16 protein-coding genes and 3 pseudogenes are annotated in these 21,549 nt (G+C 65.7%); 9 read left to right on the forward strand and 10 right to left on the reverse strand.

Features of this window, described 5'->3' with window-relative positions; genetic code table 11:
• Positions 1-302: 302 nt before the first annotated feature.
• Both VLY81_RS06345 and istB read left to right on the forward strand, forming a co-directional pair.
• Entirely contained in the window at positions 303-560 is a 258-nt protein-coding gene (locus VLY81_RS06345; RefSeq protein ID WP_324670178.1) for a hypothetical protein, read from the forward strand.
• On the forward strand, positions 557-1,399 hold the full coding sequence (gene istB / locus VLY81_RS06350; protein WP_324670179.1) for an IS21-like element helper ATPase IstB: 843 nt from the start codon (positions 557-559) through the stop codon (positions 1,397-1,399). The genes VLY81_RS06345 and istB overlap by 4 nt, the downstream gene beginning before the upstream one ends.
• A 339-nt stretch (positions 1,400-1,738) precedes the next feature.
• Here istB and VLY81_RS14655 read toward each other — a convergent pair whose 3' ends face one another.
• Entirely contained in the window at positions 1,739-2,104 is a 366-nt protein-coding gene (locus tag VLY81_RS14655; RefSeq protein ID WP_405001301.1) for an NUDIX domain-containing protein, read from the reverse strand.
• A gap of 304 nt (positions 2,105-2,408) precedes the next feature.
• Here VLY81_RS14655 and VLY81_RS06355 point away from each other — a divergent pair, with 304 nt between their 5' ends.
• Positions 2,409-2,621 (forward strand): hypothetical protein, encoded by a 213-nt coding sequence (locus VLY81_RS06355; protein WP_324670180.1) that lies wholly within the window; start codon positions 2,409-2,411, stop codon positions 2,619-2,621.
• Positions 2,618-3,718 carry a transposase gene (locus tag VLY81_RS06360; RefSeq protein ID WP_324670181.1) on the forward strand — a complete coding sequence of 367 codons (1,101 nt, stop codon included), beginning with the start codon at positions 2,618-2,620 and terminating at the stop codon, positions 3,716-3,718. The genes VLY81_RS06355 and VLY81_RS06360 overlap by 4 nt, the downstream gene beginning before the upstream one ends.
• A 258-nt stretch (positions 3,719-3,976) precedes the next feature.
• Here VLY81_RS06360 and VLY81_RS06365 read toward each other — a convergent pair whose 3' ends face one another.
• From VLY81_RS06365 to VLY81_RS06380, 4 genes are all read right to left on the reverse strand, one after another.
• Positions 3,977-4,555: a hypothetical protein gene (locus VLY81_RS06365; RefSeq protein WP_324670182.1), complete on the reverse strand. Its 579-nt coding sequence runs from the start codon at positions 4,553-4,555 to the stop codon at positions 3,977-3,979.
• Positions 4,556-5,175: 620 nt separating this feature from the next.
• On the reverse strand, positions 5,176-5,466 hold the full coding sequence (locus tag VLY81_RS06370; RefSeq protein ID WP_324670183.1) for a hypothetical protein: 291 nt from the start codon (positions 5,464-5,466) through the stop codon (positions 5,176-5,178).
• 36 nt (positions 5,467-5,502) lie between these two features.
• A complete protein-coding gene (locus VLY81_RS06375) occupies positions 5,503-6,597 on the reverse strand; it encodes an IS630 family transposase (protein ID WP_324670184.1) in 1,095 nt (364 codons plus the stop codon).
• Between the two features lie 303 nt (positions 6,598-6,900).
• On the reverse strand, positions 6,901-8,622 hold the full coding sequence (locus tag VLY81_RS06380) for a glycosyltransferase (RefSeq protein WP_324670185.1): 1,722 nt from the start codon (positions 8,620-8,622) through the stop codon (positions 6,901-6,903).
• 118 nt (positions 8,623-8,740) lie between these two features.
• Between VLY81_RS06380 and VLY81_RS06385 the strand changes: the two genes are divergently transcribed.
• Entirely contained in the window at positions 8,741-10,144 is a 1,404-nt protein-coding gene (locus VLY81_RS06385) for an ISNCY family transposase (protein ID WP_405001302.1), read from the forward strand.
• A gap of 211 nt (positions 10,145-10,355) precedes the next feature.
• Here the strand turns inward: VLY81_RS06385 and VLY81_RS06390 are convergent, their stop codons facing one another.
• The 5 genes and pseudogenes from VLY81_RS06390 to VLY81_RS06410 form a co-directional block, all read right to left on the reverse strand.
• On the reverse strand, positions 10,356-10,703 hold the full coding sequence (locus VLY81_RS06390; RefSeq protein ID WP_324670186.1) for an IS3 family transposase: 348 nt from the start codon (positions 10,701-10,703) through the stop codon (positions 10,356-10,358).
• 108 nt (positions 10,704-10,811) lie between these two features.
• Positions 10,812-12,436, reverse strand: a pseudogene (locus VLY81_RS14895) (IS1634 family transposase).
• Positions 12,437-12,572: 136 nt separating this feature from the next.
• A pseudogene (locus tag VLY81_RS06405) lies at positions 12,573-13,097 on the reverse strand (IS3 family transposase); the annotation flags it as partial.
• A 190-nt stretch (positions 13,098-13,287) separates the two neighbouring features.
• Positions 13,288-13,554: pseudogene (locus VLY81_RS14660) on the reverse strand (transposase); the annotation flags it as partial.
• A gap of 26 nt (positions 13,555-13,580) precedes the next feature.
• Complete coding sequence (locus tag VLY81_RS06410) at positions 13,581-14,759, reverse strand: IS110 family RNA-guided transposase (protein ID WP_324670189.1); 1,179 nt, start codon at positions 14,757-14,759, stop codon at positions 13,581-13,583.
• 593 nt (positions 14,760-15,352) lie between these two features.
• On the opposite strand from VLY81_RS06410, the gene VLY81_RS06415 reads away from it, so the two are divergent.
• The 4 genes from VLY81_RS06415 to fliD all read left to right on the forward strand — a co-directional run bounded on the left by VLY81_RS06415 (position 15,353) and on the right by fliD (position 21,545).
• A complete protein-coding gene (locus VLY81_RS06415) occupies positions 15,353-16,405 on the forward strand; it encodes an IS630 family transposase (RefSeq protein ID WP_324670190.1) in 1,053 nt (350 codons plus the stop codon).
• Between the two features lie 443 nt (positions 16,406-16,848).
• A complete protein-coding gene (locus VLY81_RS06420; RefSeq protein ID WP_324670191.1) occupies positions 16,849-17,799 on the forward strand; it encodes a flagellin N-terminal helical domain-containing protein in 951 nt (316 codons plus the stop codon).
• Positions 17,800-17,880: 81 nt separating this feature from the next.
• Complete coding sequence (locus VLY81_RS06425) at positions 17,881-19,995, forward strand: glycosyltransferase (protein ID WP_324670192.1); 2,115 nt, start codon at positions 17,881-17,883, stop codon at positions 19,993-19,995.
• Entirely contained in the window at positions 19,992-21,545 is a 1,554-nt protein-coding gene (gene fliD / locus VLY81_RS06430) for a flagellar filament capping protein FliD (RefSeq protein WP_324670193.1), read from the forward strand. The genes VLY81_RS06425 and fliD overlap by 4 nt, the downstream gene beginning before the upstream one ends.
• Positions 21,546-21,549 lie beyond the last annotated feature (4 nt).

The following is a 21,549-nucleotide window of genomic DNA, read 5'->3' on the forward strand; positions in this document are numbered from 1 at the left end:
CGATGCACGGGCCTCGCCGTGGCCCGACGATTCGGCTCCCTGGTCACCCTTCCTGCCAAAAAGCTCCAGCCCCCCGGCTAGCCGGGGGGCTGGGAGGGTCCTCCTGGCGATCCCGACGCTCAAGCTACGCGCGAGATCCACCCTCTGAAGCGCTCAAAGAGCGGGAGGCGCGACAGGACGACCATTACCCGCACCACCAAACCCGTCGCCAACCGGCCCATCCGCTTCAGGCGCGCTTTGAGGCATTGGCCCCCAGTGCCCGAACGTACCTGGAGGGCCTCAGCCGGTCTCGCAGTGGGCATTTGCGGGAGCAGGTGGAGCGCATCGTAACGCTGGCCGAGAGCTGCCCATCCGACGTGCTGGAGCAGGCCATGCAGCGGGCCATTCGCTTCGAGGCCTACGGCTACGGCATCCTCAAGCGCCTGGTGGAGCGCCTGCAGAAGGCGCCGGGGAGCCTTCCCCAACCGGCGCAGCCGTCTGCCCAACGTCGGCTCTCGCTCCCCTACCGGGTCGACGTGGAGCGACGGGACCTCTCCTACTACCAGGAGGTGGCCCGATGATTCGCACCATTGCTCCGGCCGATCGGGCCCGCCTCGAGCAGGGCCTCAAGCGGTTGAAGCTGCGCCGCATCCGGGAGATGCTGGACGCCGTCAGCGAGCTGGCCCTTCAGGAAGAGCCCTCTTACCTCGACTTCCTGGCGTATCTCGTGGAGGCCGAGGTGCAGGCCCGGGAAGCCACCCAGCGGGACAAGCGCCTGAAGGCGGCCCGCTTTCCCATGCTGCGCACGCTGGACAGCTTCGACTTCGCCTTCCAGACGTCGGTGAGCGCCCAGACCATCCGGGACCTGGCCACGCTGCAGTTCGTGGAGGCGCATGAGTCGCTTGTCCTCTTGGGGCCCCCGGGCGTGGGGAAAAGCCACTTGGCCATTGGCCTGGGCATCGAAGCCATCAACCGGGGCTACCGGGTGCTCTTCCTGACGGTGCAGGACCTGGTGCAGGAGCTGTACTCGACGCTTGCCGATGGCAGCACGACCCAGAAGCTGAAGGCCATTCTGGCGCATGACCTCATCATCCTGGACGAGCTGGGCTATCTGAAGATGGATGCCACCGCCTCGGATTACCTGTTTCAGCTGGTGGCCAAGGCCTATGAGCGGCGCTCGCTCATCGTGACGAGCAACCTGGAGTTCCAGGAGTGGGGATCGCTCTTCGATAGCCCGGCCACCGCCGCGGCGGTGCTGGATCGGCTGCTGCACCACGCCCACGTCATCACCCTCAAGGGCGAAAGCTACCGGATGCGCAGCCGGCTGGCGCCGCCCAAGGTCCACGGCACCCTGCCCGAAGGCTCGGCGGCCCCCGCCCTACGGGCGGGGGGCAGAGGGGAGGGAGGGACCCCCACGTAGATCCCGCCATCTACCTGGCCACGACTGCGGGATTTTCGTGGCCAAAAGTGCGGTTTTTCAAGTGGCCATTGACACCCGCCGGAACGGTTCTAGCGGCGCTGGCCGCCCTCGACGCGACGTGCGGCATCCCCGTCGACGTGGTGGACCTCGACGAGGCCTCTCCTTCCCTCAGAGAGCACATCAGCAAGCACTACCGACCCGCGGTGAACTTTCAGAGCGTTTCATTTCCTCCAACAGGGCCGCGGGATAGCCGAAAGTCCTCTGCGGCCTGAAATCCCGTGCGACCAGGCCGACCCGCAAGCGCGTAGGGCTTTGCCGCGAGGTCCTGGTCAGTACGCTTCAACCGTATGTGCCGTGCTGGGCTTGCCGGTGCCGGATCCACGCAATCGCCCTGGCGAGCGACTCGGACACCGCGTCTGGTCGACAGCGCTTCACCGCGTCGGTTGCCGGTAGCCATTCATACCGGTCATGTTCGGCGTCCAGGACAACCTCCGCCTCAGGAGATGCCTTGGCTACGAAAACGGCCCATTCGCCCGTACCGCACGGGGTGGCTTCGAGAGCGAGCTGCAGACCGGTCTCTTCCTTCAGCTCCCGTCGGGCGCAACTCAGGACCGCTTCGCCGACCAAGCGGGATCCAGCGGGCGGTGTCCACGCCCAGTCGCCTTCGTATTCCGGTCCATGTTCAGCCCGATGCAAGACCAGCACTCCAGCCCCTTGTACCCCTGTCGGTAGACCACCACCGCACAGCCAAAAGGCGGTTCTGAGCTTATCGGCTTACGTTCCATGGCGTCCACTCCGGTTGCCCACCCTATACCCGACGAAGACGCTGGCCGAAGTTGCTTATGCGCGAGCATCCAGAACCTGCGCCAGTAGCTCAGCCGCCCTAATCAAAGGCCGGAGACGGCTGGGCCCACGAGGGTAGCGGGCGGAGGGGCTCTTTCTTTTTTTCGCTGGAAATGGGGGCGGCAAGCCTCCAGCAAAAGGAAAGCACCCCCGGGCGACGAAGACGATGGCCAGAACACGCGACCAGGGGGTGCTACAGCCGATGGGAGCCACGCCCTCCCACCGGCGGGTCCGACAGTTCGCCGCGTACATGGCCTCCACCTTCTGCCTCGGCCGGCACCTGCGCGGCCTGCGGGATCGGCGCCGGCGGGTGGAGGTGCCCGGCTTCGTCATCGGCTGCGTGCTTTTGGTGGGGTCAGCCTGCGGGCCCGGTCGATGATGGAGCTGGAGCGCTGGGTGCGGGCCGGCGCCTTCCGCAAGCTGGTAGGACGCCACCGATTGCCGCTTCGGGACTGCCTTCGGGACTGGGCCATGGCCGCCGACGTGGCCTCGGCGTGGGCGATCAACGACGCCATCCTGGCCACGGCCCGCAAGAACAAGACCTTCCGGGGCGGCAGCGTGCATGGCTGGCATGTGGTGGCGCTGGATGGGACCGAGGTGCTGCGCACCCAGGCCCGCTGCTGTGCGGCTTGCCAGGTCTACCGGCATCGGGACGGGCGGGTGGAGTACGCCCACCGGGTCGTGGCGGCCCAGACGGTGCGCTGGCGGCATGGGGACGAGGGGGACTATCCGAGTCGGTGCAAGGGTCGGGACGTGCCGCCGGTGGTGTGGGGCATGGAGCCCCAGCGGCCGAAGGAAGGGGAGGTCGACGCTGCCCTGCGACTGCTTCGGCGCCTGCAGGGCACGCACGGGCATTTCTGCGACGTGGTCACGGTGGATGCCCTGTATGCGCAGGCTCCCTTCCTCGAGGCGGTGCGCGCCCTGGGACTGCACGTCGTGGTGCGCCTGAAGGACGAGCGCTACGCGGTCGTCCAGGACGCAGCGGGACTGCGCCGGGGCCGCCGCTACGGCGAAGCCTTTGTCACCCGCATCGGCTCCTTTCAGGTGGAGGTGCGGGTGTGGGACAGCCCGGAGCTGACCAGCCGGGAGGGGCTCAAGCACCCTATCCGAGTCGTCTATGCCGAAGAGGAGCTGAGCTGGACGGAGCACCAGGGGACTGCCGTCTGGCACTGCAAAGCCCTTCGCATCCTGGAGGTGGCCACCACGCTGAGCCCGGCCGAGGCCAGCGGCCGGGTGGCGTGGGAGATCGCCCGATCCCGTTGGGGGGTAGAGATGAAGGCTTCCGGCAGCCGAAGCAGGAGTGGCACCTGGACCATGGCTTCCTCCACCACCCGACCGGCATGCAGGTGCTGTGGGCGTTGCTGGCCGCTGGCTACAACCTCTTTCAGCTCTTTCTGGCCCGCCGCATCCGCCGCCGCGGTCCGTGGGAGCAGACCGAGCGGGGCGTGGCCGAGCGGCTGCGGGCGGAGCTGCTGATCGGGGAGGGACCGCTGGGGCTGTATCTGGTCCCGGACACCAGCTGACCCTCCCGCCGGCGGGTGGGGGAAGCCGACCGGGCAAGCCGTATGTTGTGGAAGCCAGCCGGGTGGCCCCGGGGAGGGGGGGAGGTGCCCGGCTCGTTTTGTCCTTCTGACCCCCACCTCACCAATCAACTAACAACTTCTTACTGGTAAACACTGGCGCGATCTCTGGCGGGCATCGGCAAGGATTGCATGAGCCTTGACGGTGGGTTTGCTACGCAAGTCCCAAGCGGGCGGCTTCTTGGTCGACCTGGCGACGCAGGGTGCGCAGATCGGCGGCCCGCTGCCTGGCCCAGGCGCTGAGCTGCCGAGCTTGCTCCGCGATAAACGCACCGATGCGGCCGCCGGCATCGCGTACCGCCGCCTTGGCCTCCAGGCTTGCCGCTCGGCCCTCGCAAGCGATCAGCGTCAGCGTACGGGCGTGCTGCTGCTGGAGCCGCAGAACGGTGTCGGCCAGCCCCGGCACCCGCAGGCGGACGTCCTGGAGCAGGTGGCGCACCTGTTCGTACGCTGCGGAGACCGGGAGAACCGTTGCCGCGATGTGACGGGCTTGCTGAGCGGCTCGGTGTAGCGCCCGCCTCTCGCCCTCGAACCAGACGTGCACGGCCCTCCACTGCAGGTCGCGCGCCGTCGGCCACACCGCCCGTACCCACCACGGGGAGCAGGGCATGGCCTGCAGGACGTGCCGTTCCTGCTCTGTCAGCCGGGCGGCGACCGCCTCCAGCCAATTCGGGACGGAGCTCAGGAACTCCTTTAGGGCCTGTTCGAAGCCGGCCATCCCGCTCACTGTCACGTACCCGCCCAGCTACGAGCAGTCCCATGATAGCATAATGTGACTTACCTTTGCCGTCGGGCTGAAGCATCTCGTCCGACCTCCTGGGCCCCCTTTTGCCGTGCGCAGACCCGCATCTTGTCTGTCGAACACGGGTGCTCCAGCCAGGGAGGCTGTCGGGTATCAACTTTCTGCACGCCATGGACGAAAGAGGTACGGGATGCATTTGCTCGGCGACAGGGAGGATGGCACCGCTACAGCCCTCCTGTCCCAATACTGGGGGTTCTCCAACGCTAGTCGCTGGGCATGAACCTCTAGAGCTGAGGCTAGTGGAGATTAGACCGAGAGCTGAGAAGCACGGAGGTATGTCTTTTTCATGGGCGACACCTTCAACCCATTGCACCATCCTATCTGCCTTCACAGGCCTTTGAGGCTAACGCCGTTTTCGACGTGGCAGGAACATATCCCTTTCGCCATGTGCCTGGTTGATTTACTTCGGCCAAATTTGATCGTCGAACTGGGCACTCAGGGCGGAGATTTGTACTGTGCTTTCTGTCAGGCTGTCAAAGAACTAGTAGTGCGTCCCACAAGTTCGTTCACTGCCGCGGGAGCGTCACAAGAGGAGCGAGAGGAAGATGCGGCTAGAGCTCCAAGAGAACCCAGCCGAACTGCTCGGTCACCAGGCTGAACAGTTCGGCAAGGGTTCCCGTGAAGGGCGTGGGCTCCCACCCCCCGCGGTGGTTGGCCATGTCCAGCGCGTACCGGCCTTGGTCGATGCGGCCGAAGCGAAGGCGCGGCATCTTCTCGCCCCCCTCCTCCGCGTAGATGACCAGGTAACGGCCTCGGCTCAGCACGCCCAGGTGGGTGAACCCCAGGGCCGTGAGGAGCTGTTGGATCTCCTCCCGGGCTGCCTCATTGAGGACTCGACGCACCTCGGGCCGGTCCCACCAAGGAGGCCTTGGTGGCACTTATGCCACCGCCCTCTCCTGCATCGGGTACCCGCGGAAGGTCCACTGGAAGGGGTGACCCTCCTCGGTATTCCACCGGTCGATGAAGGCCAGCACGCGCGCTCGCAGATCCTCGGCGGAGTGGAAGTCCCCGTGCTTGAGGCACCGGCGCTGCAGGATGGAGAAGAAGATCTCCACCTGGTTCACCCACGACGCATGCCGCGGCGTGTACACGAACTCGAACTTCCCGCTGTGACGGGCGTTGAAGCGGCTCCACCGCGCCTGCGGGCCGTCGTGGTGGATGTTGAGGTTGTCCCAGATCACGATGATCCGCGGCGCCTCCCGGTACGCCTCGGCGACCGCCTCCAGGAAGCTCACCAGGTCCTCCGCCGTCCGCGTCGGCCCGCAGCGGGCCGTGACGCGCCCGGTACGGATGTCGAAGGCGGCCAACAGCGACTGGGTCCCATGGCGGATGTATTCGTACTCGTAGCGCCCGGGCCTGCCGGGGATCGCGCGGCGCGTCTCGTGCTGGCGCTCCAGCGCCTGCATCCCGGTCTTTTCGTCGATGCACACGATGACGGCATCGTCCGGCGGGTCCCGGTACAGGCCGACGATGCGGTTCACCTTCGGCTTGAAGTCCGGGTCGGGGCTGTGCAGCCACATGCGCACCCGGTGAGGCCGCAGGGCGTTTTGCTCCAGGGTCCGCCAGACGCTGCTCCGGCTCATCGCAAAGCCGAGCCTTCGTTGCACGGCATCGGTGAGGGTGTCGTACGTCCAGAGCGTCTGGCCTTCGAATCCGTAGTTGGCGGGGGCGTCGCAGGCCAGGGCGATCACCTCGCAGCGCTGCTCCGGGCCAAAGCGCGGCGGTCGCCCCGAGCGGGGCCGGTCGTAGAGGCCGGCGACGCCCGCCTCGAGGAACCGGTCCCGCCACTTGCGGACCGTCCGCCCCGTGACGCCGACGCAGGCGGCGACCCGGGCGACCGAGGAACGGTGGTGAAACAGCCCCCAGATGATGGAAGCCCGCAGCCAGAGCCGGTGCTCGACCTTCTGGCCGAACTTCCACTCCCGCAGCGCTTTGCGCTGGTCCGCGGTGAGCTCGGGCAGCGGCAGGTTCACCAGGCTTGCGCTCCGCCTCGCCATACGGGCAGCCGTGTCCGGGTCACCTTTGACCCCCGCGAACGTCTCCGGATCCCGTCGTGGCGCCAGTTCGCGCCCTTCGGCCGGACTCCTGCTGCCCTGCGGAATTTCTTGCCCGGCTGTGCCGGTTTAGGTTGTCAAGGAGCCGTCATGTCCAGGGAACGAACTTGTGGGACGTAGTACTAGCCAGGTAGTTCCAGTGCCGCAACATAACTCGCTATCCAAGCCTTCGGCTTTTTGGGCGCTCTTGAGGACAATCTCTATCTCATGTGACAGCTGGGCTCATTCACTCGTGCGGGTTCCAAGTGAGAGTATCTCTTCGATTCTGCCCACTACAGGCATGACCCTCGGAGACTTCTCGCGCCCCGACACCAACGTCTTCCTTAGTTCGTCAAGAATTCGTAGTTGTCTTGGGGTCAGCGATGCTCCGCGCGCGATAGCCTTAAGCACTGCATCCAAGTCCATGTCGACCTCATCCAATAGCCCACGTCGAGCCATAGCCAGAGCTCGCAGTAACAAGGCTTCGGCTTCCACCGAGGGGTGGCGCAGGCGCTGCAGATCCGGAACGAGCACCTCAAGCTTTAATGCTGGATACAGCTTCCTGAATATGCCCCTCTCATCCATGCTGGTGCGTTGCAGAACCTCACGGTAGGGAACCGGCACGGCAGCCGTACCGCGTAAACCTGGGTGTAGCCGTTGCATGGCGACCCACACATTTAGAGGTGCCACTTGATGTCCGCTCATTATCAGGCGCAACCACGCATCATAATCCTGTGCCCGAACTAATGCAGAATCCATCCCACCAATACGCCTGAGGGCAGATGTCTTCAACGTCACTGTCGCACCGTGGAATACGTTACCCATACACTCCTGCGCAAGGAGCATATCGGAGGATACAGGGTATGCTGGAAACCAAGTGACCACTCGAGGAGGGTCACCTGTGAATACGACAGCCGACGAATACACCATGTCTATGTCTGGGTTGGCTTCCAAGAAGCTTATCTGCACCTCAAGCCTTCGAGGCAGAACTACGTCGTCGTCGTCGAATATGACTGTATATTTTCCGCTTACATACTCAAGGGCAGCATTAACTGCTGCCGCCTTTCCTTGATTATGCTGACGTAAAGACTTAATAACCGACGGATAAGCCGCCACGTACCGATTAATGATCTCAGGAGTTTGATCGGAACTGCCGTCGTCGACGATGATAATCTCTATATTCTCGTACGTTTGCTGTAGCCAACTATCAATCGATTCTCGCAAGAAAGACGCCCGATTGTATGTCGGGATAATAACGCTCACTTTGGGCAACTCACTTCGTGGGTCGCCTGTCTGAATGGGAGGAAGAAAGAACGCGCGTACGTCACAGTCTTTGCTTGGGGAGCCTTTATCATCAATCGCGATGCCACAGGCCAGCCAGTCATTGGGGATACCTTCCAACCAGATCGGTTCCTTCTGAAAGACCTCTCGGATAACACACTCCAACTCGACCTTGGTCCATAGTCGACGGTGATCCCAATCGGGAATCGCGTATTCGTTCGGCACAGATATGAGAATACGTCCGCCATCCTTGACCAGGCGCCTCGCTTCGCAGAGAAGCGGATAGGGGTCAGAAACATGCTCTAGCACCTCAGCAAGTAGAACTGTGTCAAACGAACTGTCAGGCAGTCCCGTGCGCTGGCCATCTGCTAGTCGAAACCTGCAGGTTGTCAATCCGAGCTCAGAAACCTTAGCCCTTCCCACCTCGACCGCAATAGGGTCCACATCCAGGGCGTAAACTTCGCGCCCAGCCATTGCGCAGGCTATGGCGAGATCTCCACTCCCTGACCCTATCTCCAGAACTCTTCCTGTCGTGTAGAGAGACATCTGTGTGATACGGATCATTTCTCTATGATTACGAGGCCTGCGCAGTGATTCGTACAGACGGCGCACCACCGGAGAACGCGCCCACGCCACCAGTTCTTCGTTGATGGTGACAGGTATATCGGCCATTCGCACATACATTTCAGCTAGCCTAGTTGCCCCTGATAAACTCGTCCAGAGAAGGCCGTCGTGACGGGCTTACCCCTCTCCTCCCCGAGACCGAATGATGCTAGAATCGGCCCCAGGGGGGCATGGCATCGTGCGTCGGGAGCGCAACGTGGCTTTCAAGGCGGACCTGTTCGAAAGCCTCATCGACCCCCAGCTCTTCGAGCTGCCCAAGGAGCTGGCCATCATCGACCGGCTGCTGGACGACGAGCGCTTCCTGGAGCCTATCCGGCGCAAGCTCACGGCCCGGCGGGGTCGGCCCACCATCCCCCTGGAGACGTACCTGCGCATGATGTACCTGAAGCGCCGGTACCGGCTGGGCTTCGAGGCCCTCGTCAAGGAAGTGGCCGACAGCCTGGTCTGGCGGCGCTTTTGCCGGTTGCGCTTGACCGACAAGGTGCCCGATGCCACCACCCTCATCAAGCTGACGCACCGACTGGGTCCGGAAGTCATCGAGCAACTCAACGACGCCCTGATGGCCCAGCTGGTGGAGGCGCGGCTGATGAAGCGCCACGGCCAGCGGATCCGGGTGGACACCACGGTGGTGGAAGCCAACATCCATCACCCCACCGACGCGGGCCTGCTGGCCGACGGGGTGCGGGTACTGACGCGGCTGATGCGCCGGGCCAAGCAAGCCGGCATCGGGGTACGCCTTTCGGTCCGAGACCGCCTGCGTTCGGTCCGCCGCCGGCTGCGCCGCATCGGCCAGGTGCTTCGCCGGGGAGGGGAGAAGGCCCAGGCCGAGGTGGACCGGCTTACCGCCGAAGTGGCTCGGCGGGCCGAGCAGACGCTTCAGGAGGCCGAGCGCATGGCTCGGGCTGTCCAGCGCCGCATCCGACAGCTCGGTCCGGCGGTCGGCGCTCGTTACCGGGCCCTCGCGCAGGGTCTGGTCACGTACACCCGCCGCCTGCGCCGGGTGCTGGAGCAGACCCGGCTTCGCTTGCAGGGCATCCGGACCATCCCGGACCGGCTGGTCAGCCTCTTCGACCCGGATGCGCGCCCCATCCGGCGGGGGAAGCTTTCGAAGCCCGTCGAGTTCGGCTACAAGCTGACCCTGGTGGAGACCCAGGAGGGCTTCATCAGCCACTGGCGGCTGCATGTCGGCAATCCCAGCGACGATAGCTTGCTGGTGGACGCCGTGGCGGGCCACATCCACGCGGTCGGAGCCACGCCCCGAGCGGTGGCCGCCGACCGGGGCATGAGCAGCCGGGCCAACGACGCGGCGCTGCGGGCGATGGGCATCGCGCACGTGGCCCTGCCGGCCCGAGGCGGTCGGGCTCGTCGACTTTTCGAGCGACGCTGGGCCTTTCGGCGGTTGCTGCGCTGGCGCAGCGGCCAGGAGGGGCGCATTGCGCACCTCAAAGACACCTTTGAACTCGACCGCAGCCGCTATCGGGGTGCCGACCGGGCGGCGACCTGGAGCGGGGAGGGCATCTTCGCCCACAACCTGACCCGGGCGGCCCGCCGGCTGCTGGCCCTGGCCCCGGCGCAAGCCTGAGCGAGCCCCGATGGCGGGGATGAAAGGCAGAAGCTCAGCACGGCAACGCCCTCTCGCCACGGGTCAGCCCCTCTCTCGACAGTCGGCGATTTTATCAGGAGGTACTAGCCTAACCTCACCGAGGCAAAGGGCATATGCCGCGAGGCTGGCTAGTGTGGTGACGTCCCCCTCTCGCTCTAAGAGCTCGCGGAGCAAGACGTCGTAAGGTTTGCTATCCATCCGTACATCCCCAGCCTTGATGATTGCTGTATCGTTCAGGCTCTTGATCGTCTGCGCGAACGGCTGACTTAAGGGTGTAGTGGTCTTGCTCCGATTCTGTGAACAGCCTGCGGCTGGTGGCCGTAGCGGCGAGGCGCCACCTCCTCGCGAACTCCTCTGAACTCAAGTAGCCCAGGGCCGAATCGCGGCGGCGATTGTAGGGGGCCTCAATGTACTCGAAGATGGCCGTCTTCAGGGCCTGACGGGTGGGCCAGGGCTCCCGATTCAGCAACTGCGTCCGTAGCGTGACAAAGAGGATCTCGGCCACCGCATGGTCGAGCGCATCCCCCACCGAGTCCATGGCGACCGGGATCCCCGCTGCCTCTAGTCGGAAGTTCAGCAACCCCGATATCCCTCAAATCACGGCAATGACGCCAACGGAGTGGGATTCAAGCGTTCAGGCTTCTGGCTACGCCAGGGGAACCCCCAGCAACTGGAAGAGCCGCTGGTGCAGCGGCTCAGGCTCGCCGAGCATCTGGATTTCCTGACCGGCCACCTCGACCGTGTGGCGCTGCAGCGTCTCCAGCTGCATCATCAGCCCCTCGAAGGACCGCCGGGGGTCCTCCGCCAGCAGGGGCTCAAGCGCCCGCTCCATGTGCCAGCGCACATACAACGCCAGCATGCACAAAAAGGCGTGGGCCCGCACCCGGTCCTCCAGCCGGTGGTAGACCGGACGCAGGTCCAGGGCGCTTTTCATCGTGCGGAAGTTTTGCTCCAGGGCCCGCAACGATTTGTACGTGGCCTGCACCTTCGGGGCGTCCATCCGGTCGACGGGCACGTTGGTGCGCAGCACGTAAAACCCGTCCAGCTCCGCCTCCCGGGCGATGGAGGCCTCCTTGCGCCGGAAGGCGAAGTGGCCGTCGCGGATCTCCAGCTGGAAGTGCTTGCCCACCTTCCAGCGGCCCAACACCTTGCCCACGGCCACCCCGATCTCGTCGGCCGTCAGGGGCTTGCGGCGGCGACGCCGCACCCGGGCTTCGATTTTGGCCAGCTCCCGCTCCGTGGCCGAAAGCAGCGCCTCGCGCTTTTGCCGGCGCTCCTCGGCCACCAGCGGATTGTAGCAGACCACCAGCCGCTCCCCGGGCCGCTCGGGGTCGGCGATCTCCGCCAGGTCCCGCCGGTCGAACAGGCCCGGCTGAAAGAACCCTTCATCCCGCAGCTTCTGGATCTCCGGCGCCCGTAGGGCCGTGATCCACCCGAAGCCCACCGCCTCCAAATCGCTCAATCGGGCCTTGACGATCATGCCCCGGTCGCCGACGAACACGACGTACTCAATGCCGAACCGAGCCCGGACCCGGGCAATCTGGGCCTGCAGCGTCTCGGGATCCCCCACGTCGCCGGGAACACCTCCACGGCCACGGGACAGCCCTCGTCGTTGGTGAGCAGCCCCACGCAAAACTGTTTTTTGCCCCGCTTCTTGTCCCGGTTGTACCCGAAGCGGGCCAACGGGCAGGTCTTGCCCTCCAGATAGACGCTCGTCAGGTCGTACAAGACGAGGGCGTTGGCCGTCAGGTGCCGGCGCGCCAGCTTCGCCTCGATAGCGGCCTGACGGGCCAGCAGCTCGTCCATGGCCCGGTAGACGTCGTTGACGTCCTCGCCATTGTGCGGCAACCGCAGAAGCTGCGGCAACGTGGTGGTCGTCCACCACAAAGTCCCGCCCAGCTTGGAGGAGGGCCGCAGGATGCGCATGACGACGACGGCCAGGGCCAAGCGCACCCAGTCGGCCGAGCGGGAGTAGAGCACCTGGTCCAGGCCCAGCTGGCGGATCATGCCCACGACGGCGGCGACGGCCCCGTGCTGGCGGGACTGGCGAATCTTTACCGTCTGCGGCACCGGCGCCACCGGCTCGCCCCGCAGGGCTCGCCGGACCAGCTCCAGGACGGCTTCCGGCAGGTGGGAGAGGTTGGCCAGGGTCCGGTGCTTCACCTTGCCGCCTTCCCGGTAGGTCTGGCGCAGCAGGTGGTAGGTGTAGACCTTGTCGCCCTGCCGGCGGCGGATGGTCTCGATGTGCATGGCACTGGATACGCACCTCATGGCTCAATGGTAGCACATGACAACTGTCAAGGCAATACCTTAGGGCCATACTCTTGGCTACATTGGCACGCGTTCAACCGGTTTGAATGCCCACCGCTATGCGGGTCCTGCCCGCTACCAGCCCCTGAACTTCCGTCTAGTGCCCGCTGAAGGCCAGGGACGTGTACTGCGCGCCGTGGTCGGCATGATGGATCAGCTCCCCGCGGGGGCGCCGATTCCAGACGGCCATGTTCAGGGCATCGATGACCCGTTCGGCCGTCGGCCGCTCCCCCATGGCCCAGCCCACCACCCGGCGGGAGAAGCCGTAGAAGACGGTCGCCAGATACCGCCACCCCTCGCCGGTGAGGTGCTGGGTGAGGTGGGCCACCCGGAGCCGGTTAGGGGCATCGGGGGCGAAGACGCGTTGCACGCGATCCGGGAAGACGGTTCGACGGGGGTCCCGCCGGGTGAGACCCCGGCTCTTGCGTCGATGCCCGCCCTGCAGGCCCAGCTGGCGCATTAGCCGGGCCACCCGCTTGCGAGAGCAGGCAATGCCATGAGCCATCCGAAGCTCCGCCCAGACGCGTGGTGCCCCGTAGGTGCCCCGGCTGGCCGCGTAAATGGCCCCGATACGCTCCATGAGCTGCAGGTCCTCCTGCGCCCGAGGCGACGGGGGCCGGCGGCGCCATGCGTACTACCCGCTGGAGGAGACCGTCCAGCACCCGGCACAGCATGGCGACGGAATGTTCGGCCTTCTGCTGCTCCGCGAACCGGAACACCGCTACCGGGTCCGGTCGGTCTCCCGAGCAAAGAAGGCCGCGGCTTTTCGCAGGATCTTCCGCTCTTTCCCGGAGGATGCGGTTGTCTCGGCGCAGGCGCCGCAGCTCTTCCCGCTCGGCGCTGGTCAGGCCCTCGCGCTCGCCGGCGTCAATCTGGGCCTGGCGTACCCACTTGCGCAGGGACTCGGTGGAGACGCCGAGGTCAGCCGCTATCTCCTTCAGGGTCTTGCCGGAGGTGCGGACCAGCCGTACGGCCTGGGCCCGAAACTCCGGCGGGTAGGGGGGCGGGTTGGGGGCATAGGACACCCTCCTCGTTGGGGTGACATCCCAAGTCTGTAGGTTCCACCAGATTCGGATCACCCATGGTCCCCGTCAAGAGCCTGCCCTCAAGCAGCGGCTTGCAGATCCAGCGGCCCCTCTTTACGGCCCTGCTTGACCGCGTACGGGTTGCGGTCGAGTATCTGGTCGAGCCGTTCGGCCAGCCAGGTCAGGACCTGGATCGTGGGATAGGGCGCTGCGTGGCGGTCAAGCACGGAAAGCTTGGCGGCGTAAAGCTCGGGACGGATGCCCGCAAACAATCGGCCCGTGCGCCACATGGCCCAGGCGATCCGAGCCAGCTTGGCCGCCAGCGCCACTACCGCCACTTGATGGCCCTTCTTCACCCGCAGTCGCTCGTAAAACGCGCGCAGGGCCGGAGGCCCGTGATGAGCCACGCTGCTGGCGGCCTCGACCAGAGTCCATCGCAGCACCGGCGGGCCTTCCTTCGTGATGGGTCCCCGCCGGTCGGTGGTGCCGGACTGGTAAACGCGCGGCACCAGGCCCGTGTAGCTGGCCACGTGCTTGTCGCTGGGAAAACGGAGCGGGTCGCCAATGTAGGCGTAATACGTGGCCGCCGTGATGACGCTAAAGCCCGGCAGGGAGAGCAGCAACCGCACCGGCGGGCAATTCTTCACCCGCTGGCCGATCTCCCGCTCCACCGTCTGCAGGTGGGTGTTGGTCGAGCGCACCTGGTCCAACGCCACCCCCAGCGCCACCCGGTCGGCCGGGGGCAGATCCAGCTCCCACAGGGCTTGCAGGTGCCGGCGCGCTTGCCAGAGGTTGCGCGGCGTCCGATAGCCGTGCCGTTGAAGGAGGCTGCGCATTTGATTCTTCCACGGGGCCCGCTGTTCGACCAGCTGGCGGCGCAAATTCACCAGCGCCCGCAGCTGCCGAATGGGTTTCGGCGGCACCCAGACGCCCGGCAGCGTCCCCAACGCCAACCGCTCGGCCAAAAGCTTCGCATCGTCGTGGTCGGTCTTGCGCTTGCGCGAGCCGAGGCGCCGCATGACACGAGGGTCCACGGCAACCACTTGCCCGGCCCGGTCCGCCAGCGTGTCGTAGAGGCGGAAGGTGCCCCCGCTTACCTCGATGGCCACGGCGTCGTGGGGGCCGAGCTCCTCGACAAAGCCGGCCCAATCTTCCGCCGCGTTGGGGAAGCGTCGGCGCCTTCCCTCTTTTTGCCCGCTCTCCAGCAGGTAGGCATAGCAGTAGTCTCGGTGCACGTCCAGCCCGATGTAGCGTCGCACCCTCAAGCTCCCTTCACGGTTCTTGCAAGCGCAGGTGCGGTGGGATGGCCAAACGGCATACACCCATTCGGGCTTGCCGGCAACGCCGGGCCCAGTTGGGCGGTTGGCGCAGGACGGGTCCGAATCCAAACACGTGAACGGGCTCGAAGCCCAGTAGCTCTGGCGGACCCGCCCTGCCCTGCGCCTGCGCCAGCCATCCCGACCAACGACGGGGCATCTTGGCAATCTCACAAGGAGACTCCTGCCCGTGAGGGCTACCGGGCGTCGGGATTATACCGACGAGACGCTGTGGCGGGTGGAGCGGGGCTTCCTGGAGCTGAAGAGCGCCCTCGAGGTCCGGCCCGTGTAGGTGTGCACTGGCGAGTACGTGCGGGGCCATCTGGCGATCTGCTTCCTCGGCTTCGTCCTGGAGTCGTGCGTGAGCCACAAGCTGGGCGAGACGGTCCCCTACCGCCAGGCGCTGGCCGATCTGGGGAAACTGAAGGCCGTGCCCCGTGCAGATCAAGAGCCAGCGCTACCTGTTGCGCACGGAGCTAGTGTTGCGTAACCCAATTCACTTGTTTGCCAGTCCTGGCTTGTGATACCATGGGCTCATGAAGTACGCACCGCCCATCGAACTGACCGACGAGGAGCGAAGCACTTTGGAGCAGACCGTCCGGACGCGAACAGCTCCACAGCGGGACCTGTTGCGAGCCCGCATCATCCTGGCCGCGGCGGAAGGGAAGATGAACCGGGAGATCGCCGCGGCGCTGGGCTGCTCGCTGCCGACGGTGGGCCTGTGGCGCACGCGCTTTGCGAAGCATCGGCTGGAGGGTCTGAAGGAGGCCCCTCGTTCGGGCCGCCCGCGGACCTACGGCCCTGACAAGGTGAGCGCCATCGTGGCCCAGACGCTGACGCCCCCGGAGCCCCGCACCCACTGGAGCACGCGGCGGCTGGCTCAGGCCCAGGGCGTCAGCCACATGACCGTCCATCGCATCTGGCGTCGCTACCAGCTGCAACCGCATCGGGTCGAGACCTTCAAGTACAGCCGGGACCCGGAGCTGGAAGCCAAGGTGGTCGACATCGTCGGGCTGTACCTGCACCCTCCCGGAAATGCTCTGGTGCTCTGCGTGGACGAGAAGAGCCAGATCCAAGCCATCAACCGCACGCAACCCCTGCTGCCGCTGCGGCCTGGCCAGGTGGAACGACGCAGCCATGACTACGAGCGCCACGGCACCGTCACCCTCTTTGCCGCCCTGAACCTCGCCACCGGTGAGGTCGAGGGCGAGTGCTACCGGCGCCATCGCCACCAGGAGTTCCTCCGCTTCCTGCGACGCCTGGACAAGACCCACCCCGACGGCGAGATGCATCTGATCCTCGACAACTACGCCACCCACAAGCACCCGACGGTCAAGCGGTGGCTTCAGCGTCATCCCCGCTTCACGCTGCACTTCACGCCGACGGGCGCCTCCTGGCTCAACCTGGTGGAGATTTGGTTCGGGATCCTGCAGAGCCAGGCTTTGCGCCGGGGCAACTTTTACGACGTCGACATGCTGGTCGCCACCATCCGGCGATTCATCGAAGCCTGGAAGGAGGATGCCAAGCCCTTTGTCTGGGTCAAGACCCCCGACCAAATCCTGGCCAAAGCCAGGCCTCGAGAGCGGTGATTGGAAGTAAACACAATTGCGTTACGCGACACTAGAGGGCACCGCCCCGGCCACCTTCCGCGCGCTGGGCATCCGGCCGTCCAATCGGGTCGAAGCGCTTTCGTCCCCCGGGGCCGCGTAGTGGCACGGCCCTCGCGCGCCTTCTGCAAACCTTGGCATGACGGGGAAGTCGCAAAGTCAGGCGCGGAGATGCCCCGGGCGTCCGTCTCCGGCCGGACCGGGGAAGAGGCAGTGTCAAGGCAGCCTCTGTACTTTCGCATGGCTACTAAAGCCAAACCTATCCTTGCCGATACAGTTGCTGACCGGGGCGTGACACGCCTCGAGCAGGCGTGAAAGAAAAGGGGTGGCAATCGGCTGGAGGCACGTGGCAATCGGGGATGGGTGATGTTCTCTGTTCGAGGGCCCGCAGGGAAGCGGGCGGCTATCACTAGGGAGGGGTTACGGTGCGAATCGTCAACAACGTGATGGCCCTCAACAGCTGGCGGAACCTGACGGTAACGTCGGGCAACCTCGCCAAAACCCTTGAGCGTCTGTCGTCTGGGCTTCGAATCAATCGCGCTGCGGATGACGCGGCTGGGCTCGCCATCTCTGAGAAGATGCGGGGCCAGATTCGGGGGCTGAATCAGGCGGTACGCAACGCCCAGGATGGGATCTCGTTAATCCAGACGGCCGAGGGCGCCCTCAACGAGACGCACGCGATTCTCCAGCGCATGCGAGAGTTGGCAGTCCAGGCTACAAACGATACCTTGACCGAGAGCGACCGGGAGCAAATCCAGAAGGAGATCAATCAGCTTACGGCCGAGGTGCAGCGTATCTCCATATACACCGAATTCAACACCCAGCGTCTCCTCGACGGCACTTACACTAATAAGCAGTTCCACATCGGTGCTAATCAGAGCCAGGTGATCCAATTCAGCATCGCGAACATGGGCGTCGGAGAATTCACTAGCTCTGGGGTGGCGGTCGGCGCTCTCGCGCTTGTTCAGACCGGTGCAGTAACCAATTCAGCGGGCACAACGGTCAACGAATTCACGTTCGTCTATTATTCCGGTACAGGGACCCTTGCGCAGCTGACTAGCACGGTTGGCTACGCACTGAGCGTGATGAGTACAAGCTCGGCTGAGCTGGCGATTAGCAAGTTCAATAACGCTATCGAGTCAGTCTCGTTCGAGCGGTCCAAGCTGGGAGCTCTGCAGAATCGCCTGGAGCACACCATCAACAACCTGAGTGTGGCGGCGGAGAACCTGACAGCGGCCGAGTCCCGCATCCGCGACGCCGACATGGCGCAGGAGATGATGAACTTCGTCCGCAATCAGATCCTGCTGCAGAGCGGTACCGCCATGCTAGCCCAGGCTAACGCGGTACCTCAGTCGGTGCTGCAGCTCCTGGCGTGAGCGGCTACGTCGCCCGGTTGGGGGGAGAGCCAGCCTCTCCCCCGCACCGTTCCGTGAATTCGTTGCGGGGTGGGAGCTCCCATGAGCGTCCGGCGCCCGTCGATCTCCGCTTGTCTCATCGTACGCGACGAAGAGGCCTTTATCGGCCGGTGCCTCTCCAGCCTGGAAGGCGCCGTGGATGAGGTCGTCGTCGTGGACACGGGCTCGATAGACCGCACGCCGCAAATCGCCCGGCAACACGGCGCCAGAGTCGTGGCGCGGACGTGGCCGGACGACTTCTCGCTGGCCCGCAACTGGGCGCTGGAAGAGGCGGGCGGCGACTGGGTGTTCGTCATCGACGCAGATGAGGAGCTCGTGAAGGACGACGCGGGCAAGCTCCGGCGGCTCGCTGCGTCGGGCTTGGCCGACGGCTACCTCGTCAACGTCCACCACTTCCCGGACAACCCGGACCAGCACCTCATCACCCAGCACGTGGCCCTTTTCCGCAACGACCCTCGCTTCCGCTACAAGGGGGCCATCCACGAGCAGGTGGGCAGCCAGATCGCCGAAGCGGGCGGGCGCCTGGCGGCCACGGACGTGCGCGTCATCCACCGGGGCTACGAGGCGTCGGTTATCGCGGCCAAGCGCAAGCACGAGCGCAACCTGTCGCTACTGCAGCGGGAGGCCGAGCGCAACCCGATCGACCCCGTCTGGCACTACTACCTCGGCCAGGAGTACTACGGCCTGGGGCGCCTGGATGAGGCGGCGCGCGAGTACGAGCAGGCGTTTACCCTGGCGGGGCCGGACTGGAAGTCTCCACACGCGGTGCCGGGTGTCATCCGCTACAGCCTAGTGCTGGGCGGGCTGCGCCGGTGGGGCAAAGCCTTCGAGCTCCTGGAGCGGTACCGGGCCCTATATCCCAGGAGCAGCGACCTCCACTACATCCAGGCCATGCTGGCGTCGCAGGTGGGCGACCCCGCTGCCGCCGCGGGCCTGCTGACCCAGGCCCTTGCTTACGGCGACCCGCCTCCGGGCATGTTCGAGCTGACGCTGCGGGGGACGGGCTCTTTCAAGGCGTGGTTTGAGATGGGGCAGGCGTACGAGCGCCTGCACCAGAAGGAGAAGGCGGCAGGAGCCTACCTGGAATCGCTGCGGTCCGAGCCGCGGTACGGCAAGGCCGCGCGAGCCCTGACCTCGCTTCTGCTGGAGACGGATGACCCGGAACGTGTCGTCACCTTCATGCTGGAGCGAGTCGCCGCCCGCGAGCTCGGCCCCATCGACGGCGTCTGGGAGGCGCTGCTCAACGCCCGGGCTTACCGTCAGGCCCTGGAGGTGCTGGACCAGCTCGACGGCCAGCTGGTGGGTGAGCGTGACCTGCGCCAGGGCATCACCCTTCTGGCCATGGGAGACAAGGCCTCGGCTCTCGAGAAGCTGGGGGCGGCGCTGGAGCACGAGGGTACCCGGGACCTGGCGGCCATCGACGGCGTCATCGGGGCGGTGGCGGCCGGGCAGCCGGCGCTGGCGCGGCGCTTCCTCGAGCAGGTGAACGCCGACAAGTTCCCGGCGGCGGCCGAGATCCTCACGGCGCTGGTGGCCGGTGCCCCCAACGGCGGGCCGAGCATGAACGGCGCGCCGCCGGGGGCAGCCCGGGAGATGACGGACGAGACCGCAGCCGAGTTGGTCCGCTACGGGTCCCTGATGGCGGCTACCTGGGTTGACCCGCTCACCATGCGCATAACGGGATGGCACGTCGTGCAGCGGGCGCTGGCCTTCGGGTGCCTTGAGGTCGTCGACGCGGTGGTGCAGTACATGGTCGACCGGGGGCTTCCGGCGGCCGAGGCTGCCTTGGCGCTGGGCAAGATGCTGCACGCGCAGGGGTACCGGGAGACGGGCCTCGAGCTCCTGCTCAAGGCCACCCGCGATGGGCTTTACGACGTGGGGGCGCTGATAACCCTGGCCAGGGCAGCTCTCGATCAGCATGACCAGGAGGCGGCCGAGGTGCTGCTCCGCAAGGCCGTGGAGGTATCGGGCAAGCACCCCGCCCCTGTCATGGCCCTGGCCGCCCTGCTGGCGGAGACCGGGAGGCGGAAGGCCGCCGTTGCCGTCCTGGACGACGCCTTGGAGACCAACCCGTACGCGGGTGTGCTGGCCGTCCACCGGGAGCGTCTCCTTCACGGGGCGCACTCGGATGTGGGTGAGTGGGAGGCGGTGCGATGAGCGTCGATCCGGTCAGCTTCGCGGGCAACCGCCTGCGCTTCTTCGGGTTCGCATCGGGGCTCGATATCGACCAGATCGTGTCGAAGCTGATGCAGGCGGAGCGGATTCCGCTCGACCGGCTGGAGCAGCGGCGCCAGATCCTGGTCTGGACGAAGGAGGACTACCTGAGGATCAGCAGCCTGATGGATGAGCTACGGCAGGCCCTCACGCCCCTCAAGCTCAACTCCACCTTCCAGGCTCGCACGGCCTCCTCCTCGGACGGCGGGGTGGTGAGTGCCACCGCCGCGCCAGGCACTCCTGCGGGGACGCACGAGATCACGGTGACCCAGCTGGCGAAGGGAATTCAACTCGCCAGCTCGGGGGCCATCTCTCGCACCTCGGACCGCCGCACCCTGTGGACTCAGTTTGGCATCGACCCCAACGCTTCGCCCAGCTTCACCTTGAACCTGCAGGTCACCGACAGCCGGGGGCCCAGGTCGGCCAGCCTCACCTTCAGCGTCACCGACCCGTCCAGGGACGACATCGGTGACCTCGTCGCGGCCATCAACAACAGCGGACTGGGGCTGACGGCCGTCTACGACGCCACTCTGGACCGGCTCTTCATCACCAGCCAGGAGACGGGCGGATCGGTGAGCCTGACGGTCGGCGACGCCACCGTGACGCTCAGCGAAGGCGGCTCGGACACCGTCTGGGAGGGGTTGCTCAAGCTGGGGAGCACCGCGGCGCCATTCACCGGACAGGACGCCGTGTTCAGCCTCGACGGCGCCAGCGGGCTTCAGGTGTCCACCAACCGCTTCACCATCGGCGGGGTCACGTACGAGCTCAAGGGGCTGGGCACCGCGACCGTCACGGTCTTCCAGGACACGGACGCCATGGTCCAGGCCATCACGGCCTTCGTGGACAAGTACAACGAGGCCCTGGGCGAGATAAACGGCAAGGTCAGCGAGCGACGGCTGTACGATTACCCGCCCCTCACCGAGGCGCAGAAGAAGGACATGACCCAGGACGAGATCGACGCCTGGCAGAAGAAGGCCAGGCAGGGCCTGCTGCAGGCCAATTCGCTGCTCATCAGCATCGCCTCCCGAATGCGCCTGGACGTGTCCAACCGGGTGCAGGGGACGGGCTCGGTTTACACGACGCTGGCCTCCATCGGCATCACCACCGGCTCCTACGAAGAGGGCGGCAAGCTCTACGTCGACGAGGCGAAGCTGCGCGAAGCCCTTCAGACCGACCCGTATGGCGTCGCGGCTTTGTTCACGACCGCTGGCACGTCGTCGGACACCCAGGGGGTCGCCATCCGGCTGGGCAGCACGCTGGATCTCGCCATCGGACGCATCCGGACCCGAGCGGGCCTGGCCGGCGTGGAGGTGGATGGCAGCGGGCTGGGACGGGAGATCGCCCTCCTCGATGACCAGATGGCGCGTATGGAAGAGAGGCTCTCCGCCCTTGAGGAGCGTTACTACCGACAGTTCAGCGTCATGGAAGAGGTGCTTGCCCAGCTCGGTGCCCAGGCCGCATGGCTGAGCCAGCAGTTCGGCGGAGGTGGCTGATGCA

This window comes from Limnochorda sp. LNt (assembly GCF_035593265.1).
Taxonomy (GTDB): domain Bacteria; phylum Bacillota; class Limnochordia; order Limnochordales; family Geochordaceae; genus Geochorda; species Geochorda subterranea.

Bases quoted from the DNA above. Each gene is read 5' to 3' on its own strand.
- istB (WP_324670179.1), top strand. From the start codon at position 557: ATGATTCGCACCATTGCTCCGGCCGATCGGGCCCGCCTCGAGCAGGGC.
- VLY81_RS06355 (WP_324670180.1), top strand. From the start codon at position 2,409: ATGGCCAGAACACGCGACCAGGGGGTGCTACAGCCGATGGGAGCCACG.
- VLY81_RS06360 (WP_324670181.1), top strand. From the start codon at position 2,618: ATGATGGAGCTGGAGCGCTGGGTGCGGGCCGGCGCCTTCCGCAAGCTG.
- VLY81_RS06380 (WP_324670185.1), bottom strand. From the start codon at position 8,622: ATGTATGTGCGAATGGCCGATATACCTGTCACCATCAACGAAGAACTG.
- VLY81_RS06390 (WP_324670186.1), bottom strand. From the start codon at position 10,703: ATGGACTCGGTGGGGGATGCGCTCGACCATGCGGTGGCCGAGATCCTC.
- VLY81_RS06415 (WP_324670190.1), top strand. From the start codon at position 15,353: ATGAAGTACGCACCGCCCATCGAACTGACCGACGAGGAGCGAAGCACT.
- VLY81_RS06425 (WP_324670192.1), top strand. From the start codon at position 17,881: ATGAGCGTCCGGCGCCCGTCGATCTCCGCTTGTCTCATCGTACGCGAC.
- fliD (WP_324670193.1), top strand. From the start codon at position 19,992: ATGAGCGTCGATCCGGTCAGCTTCGCGGGCAACCGCCTGCGCTTCTTC.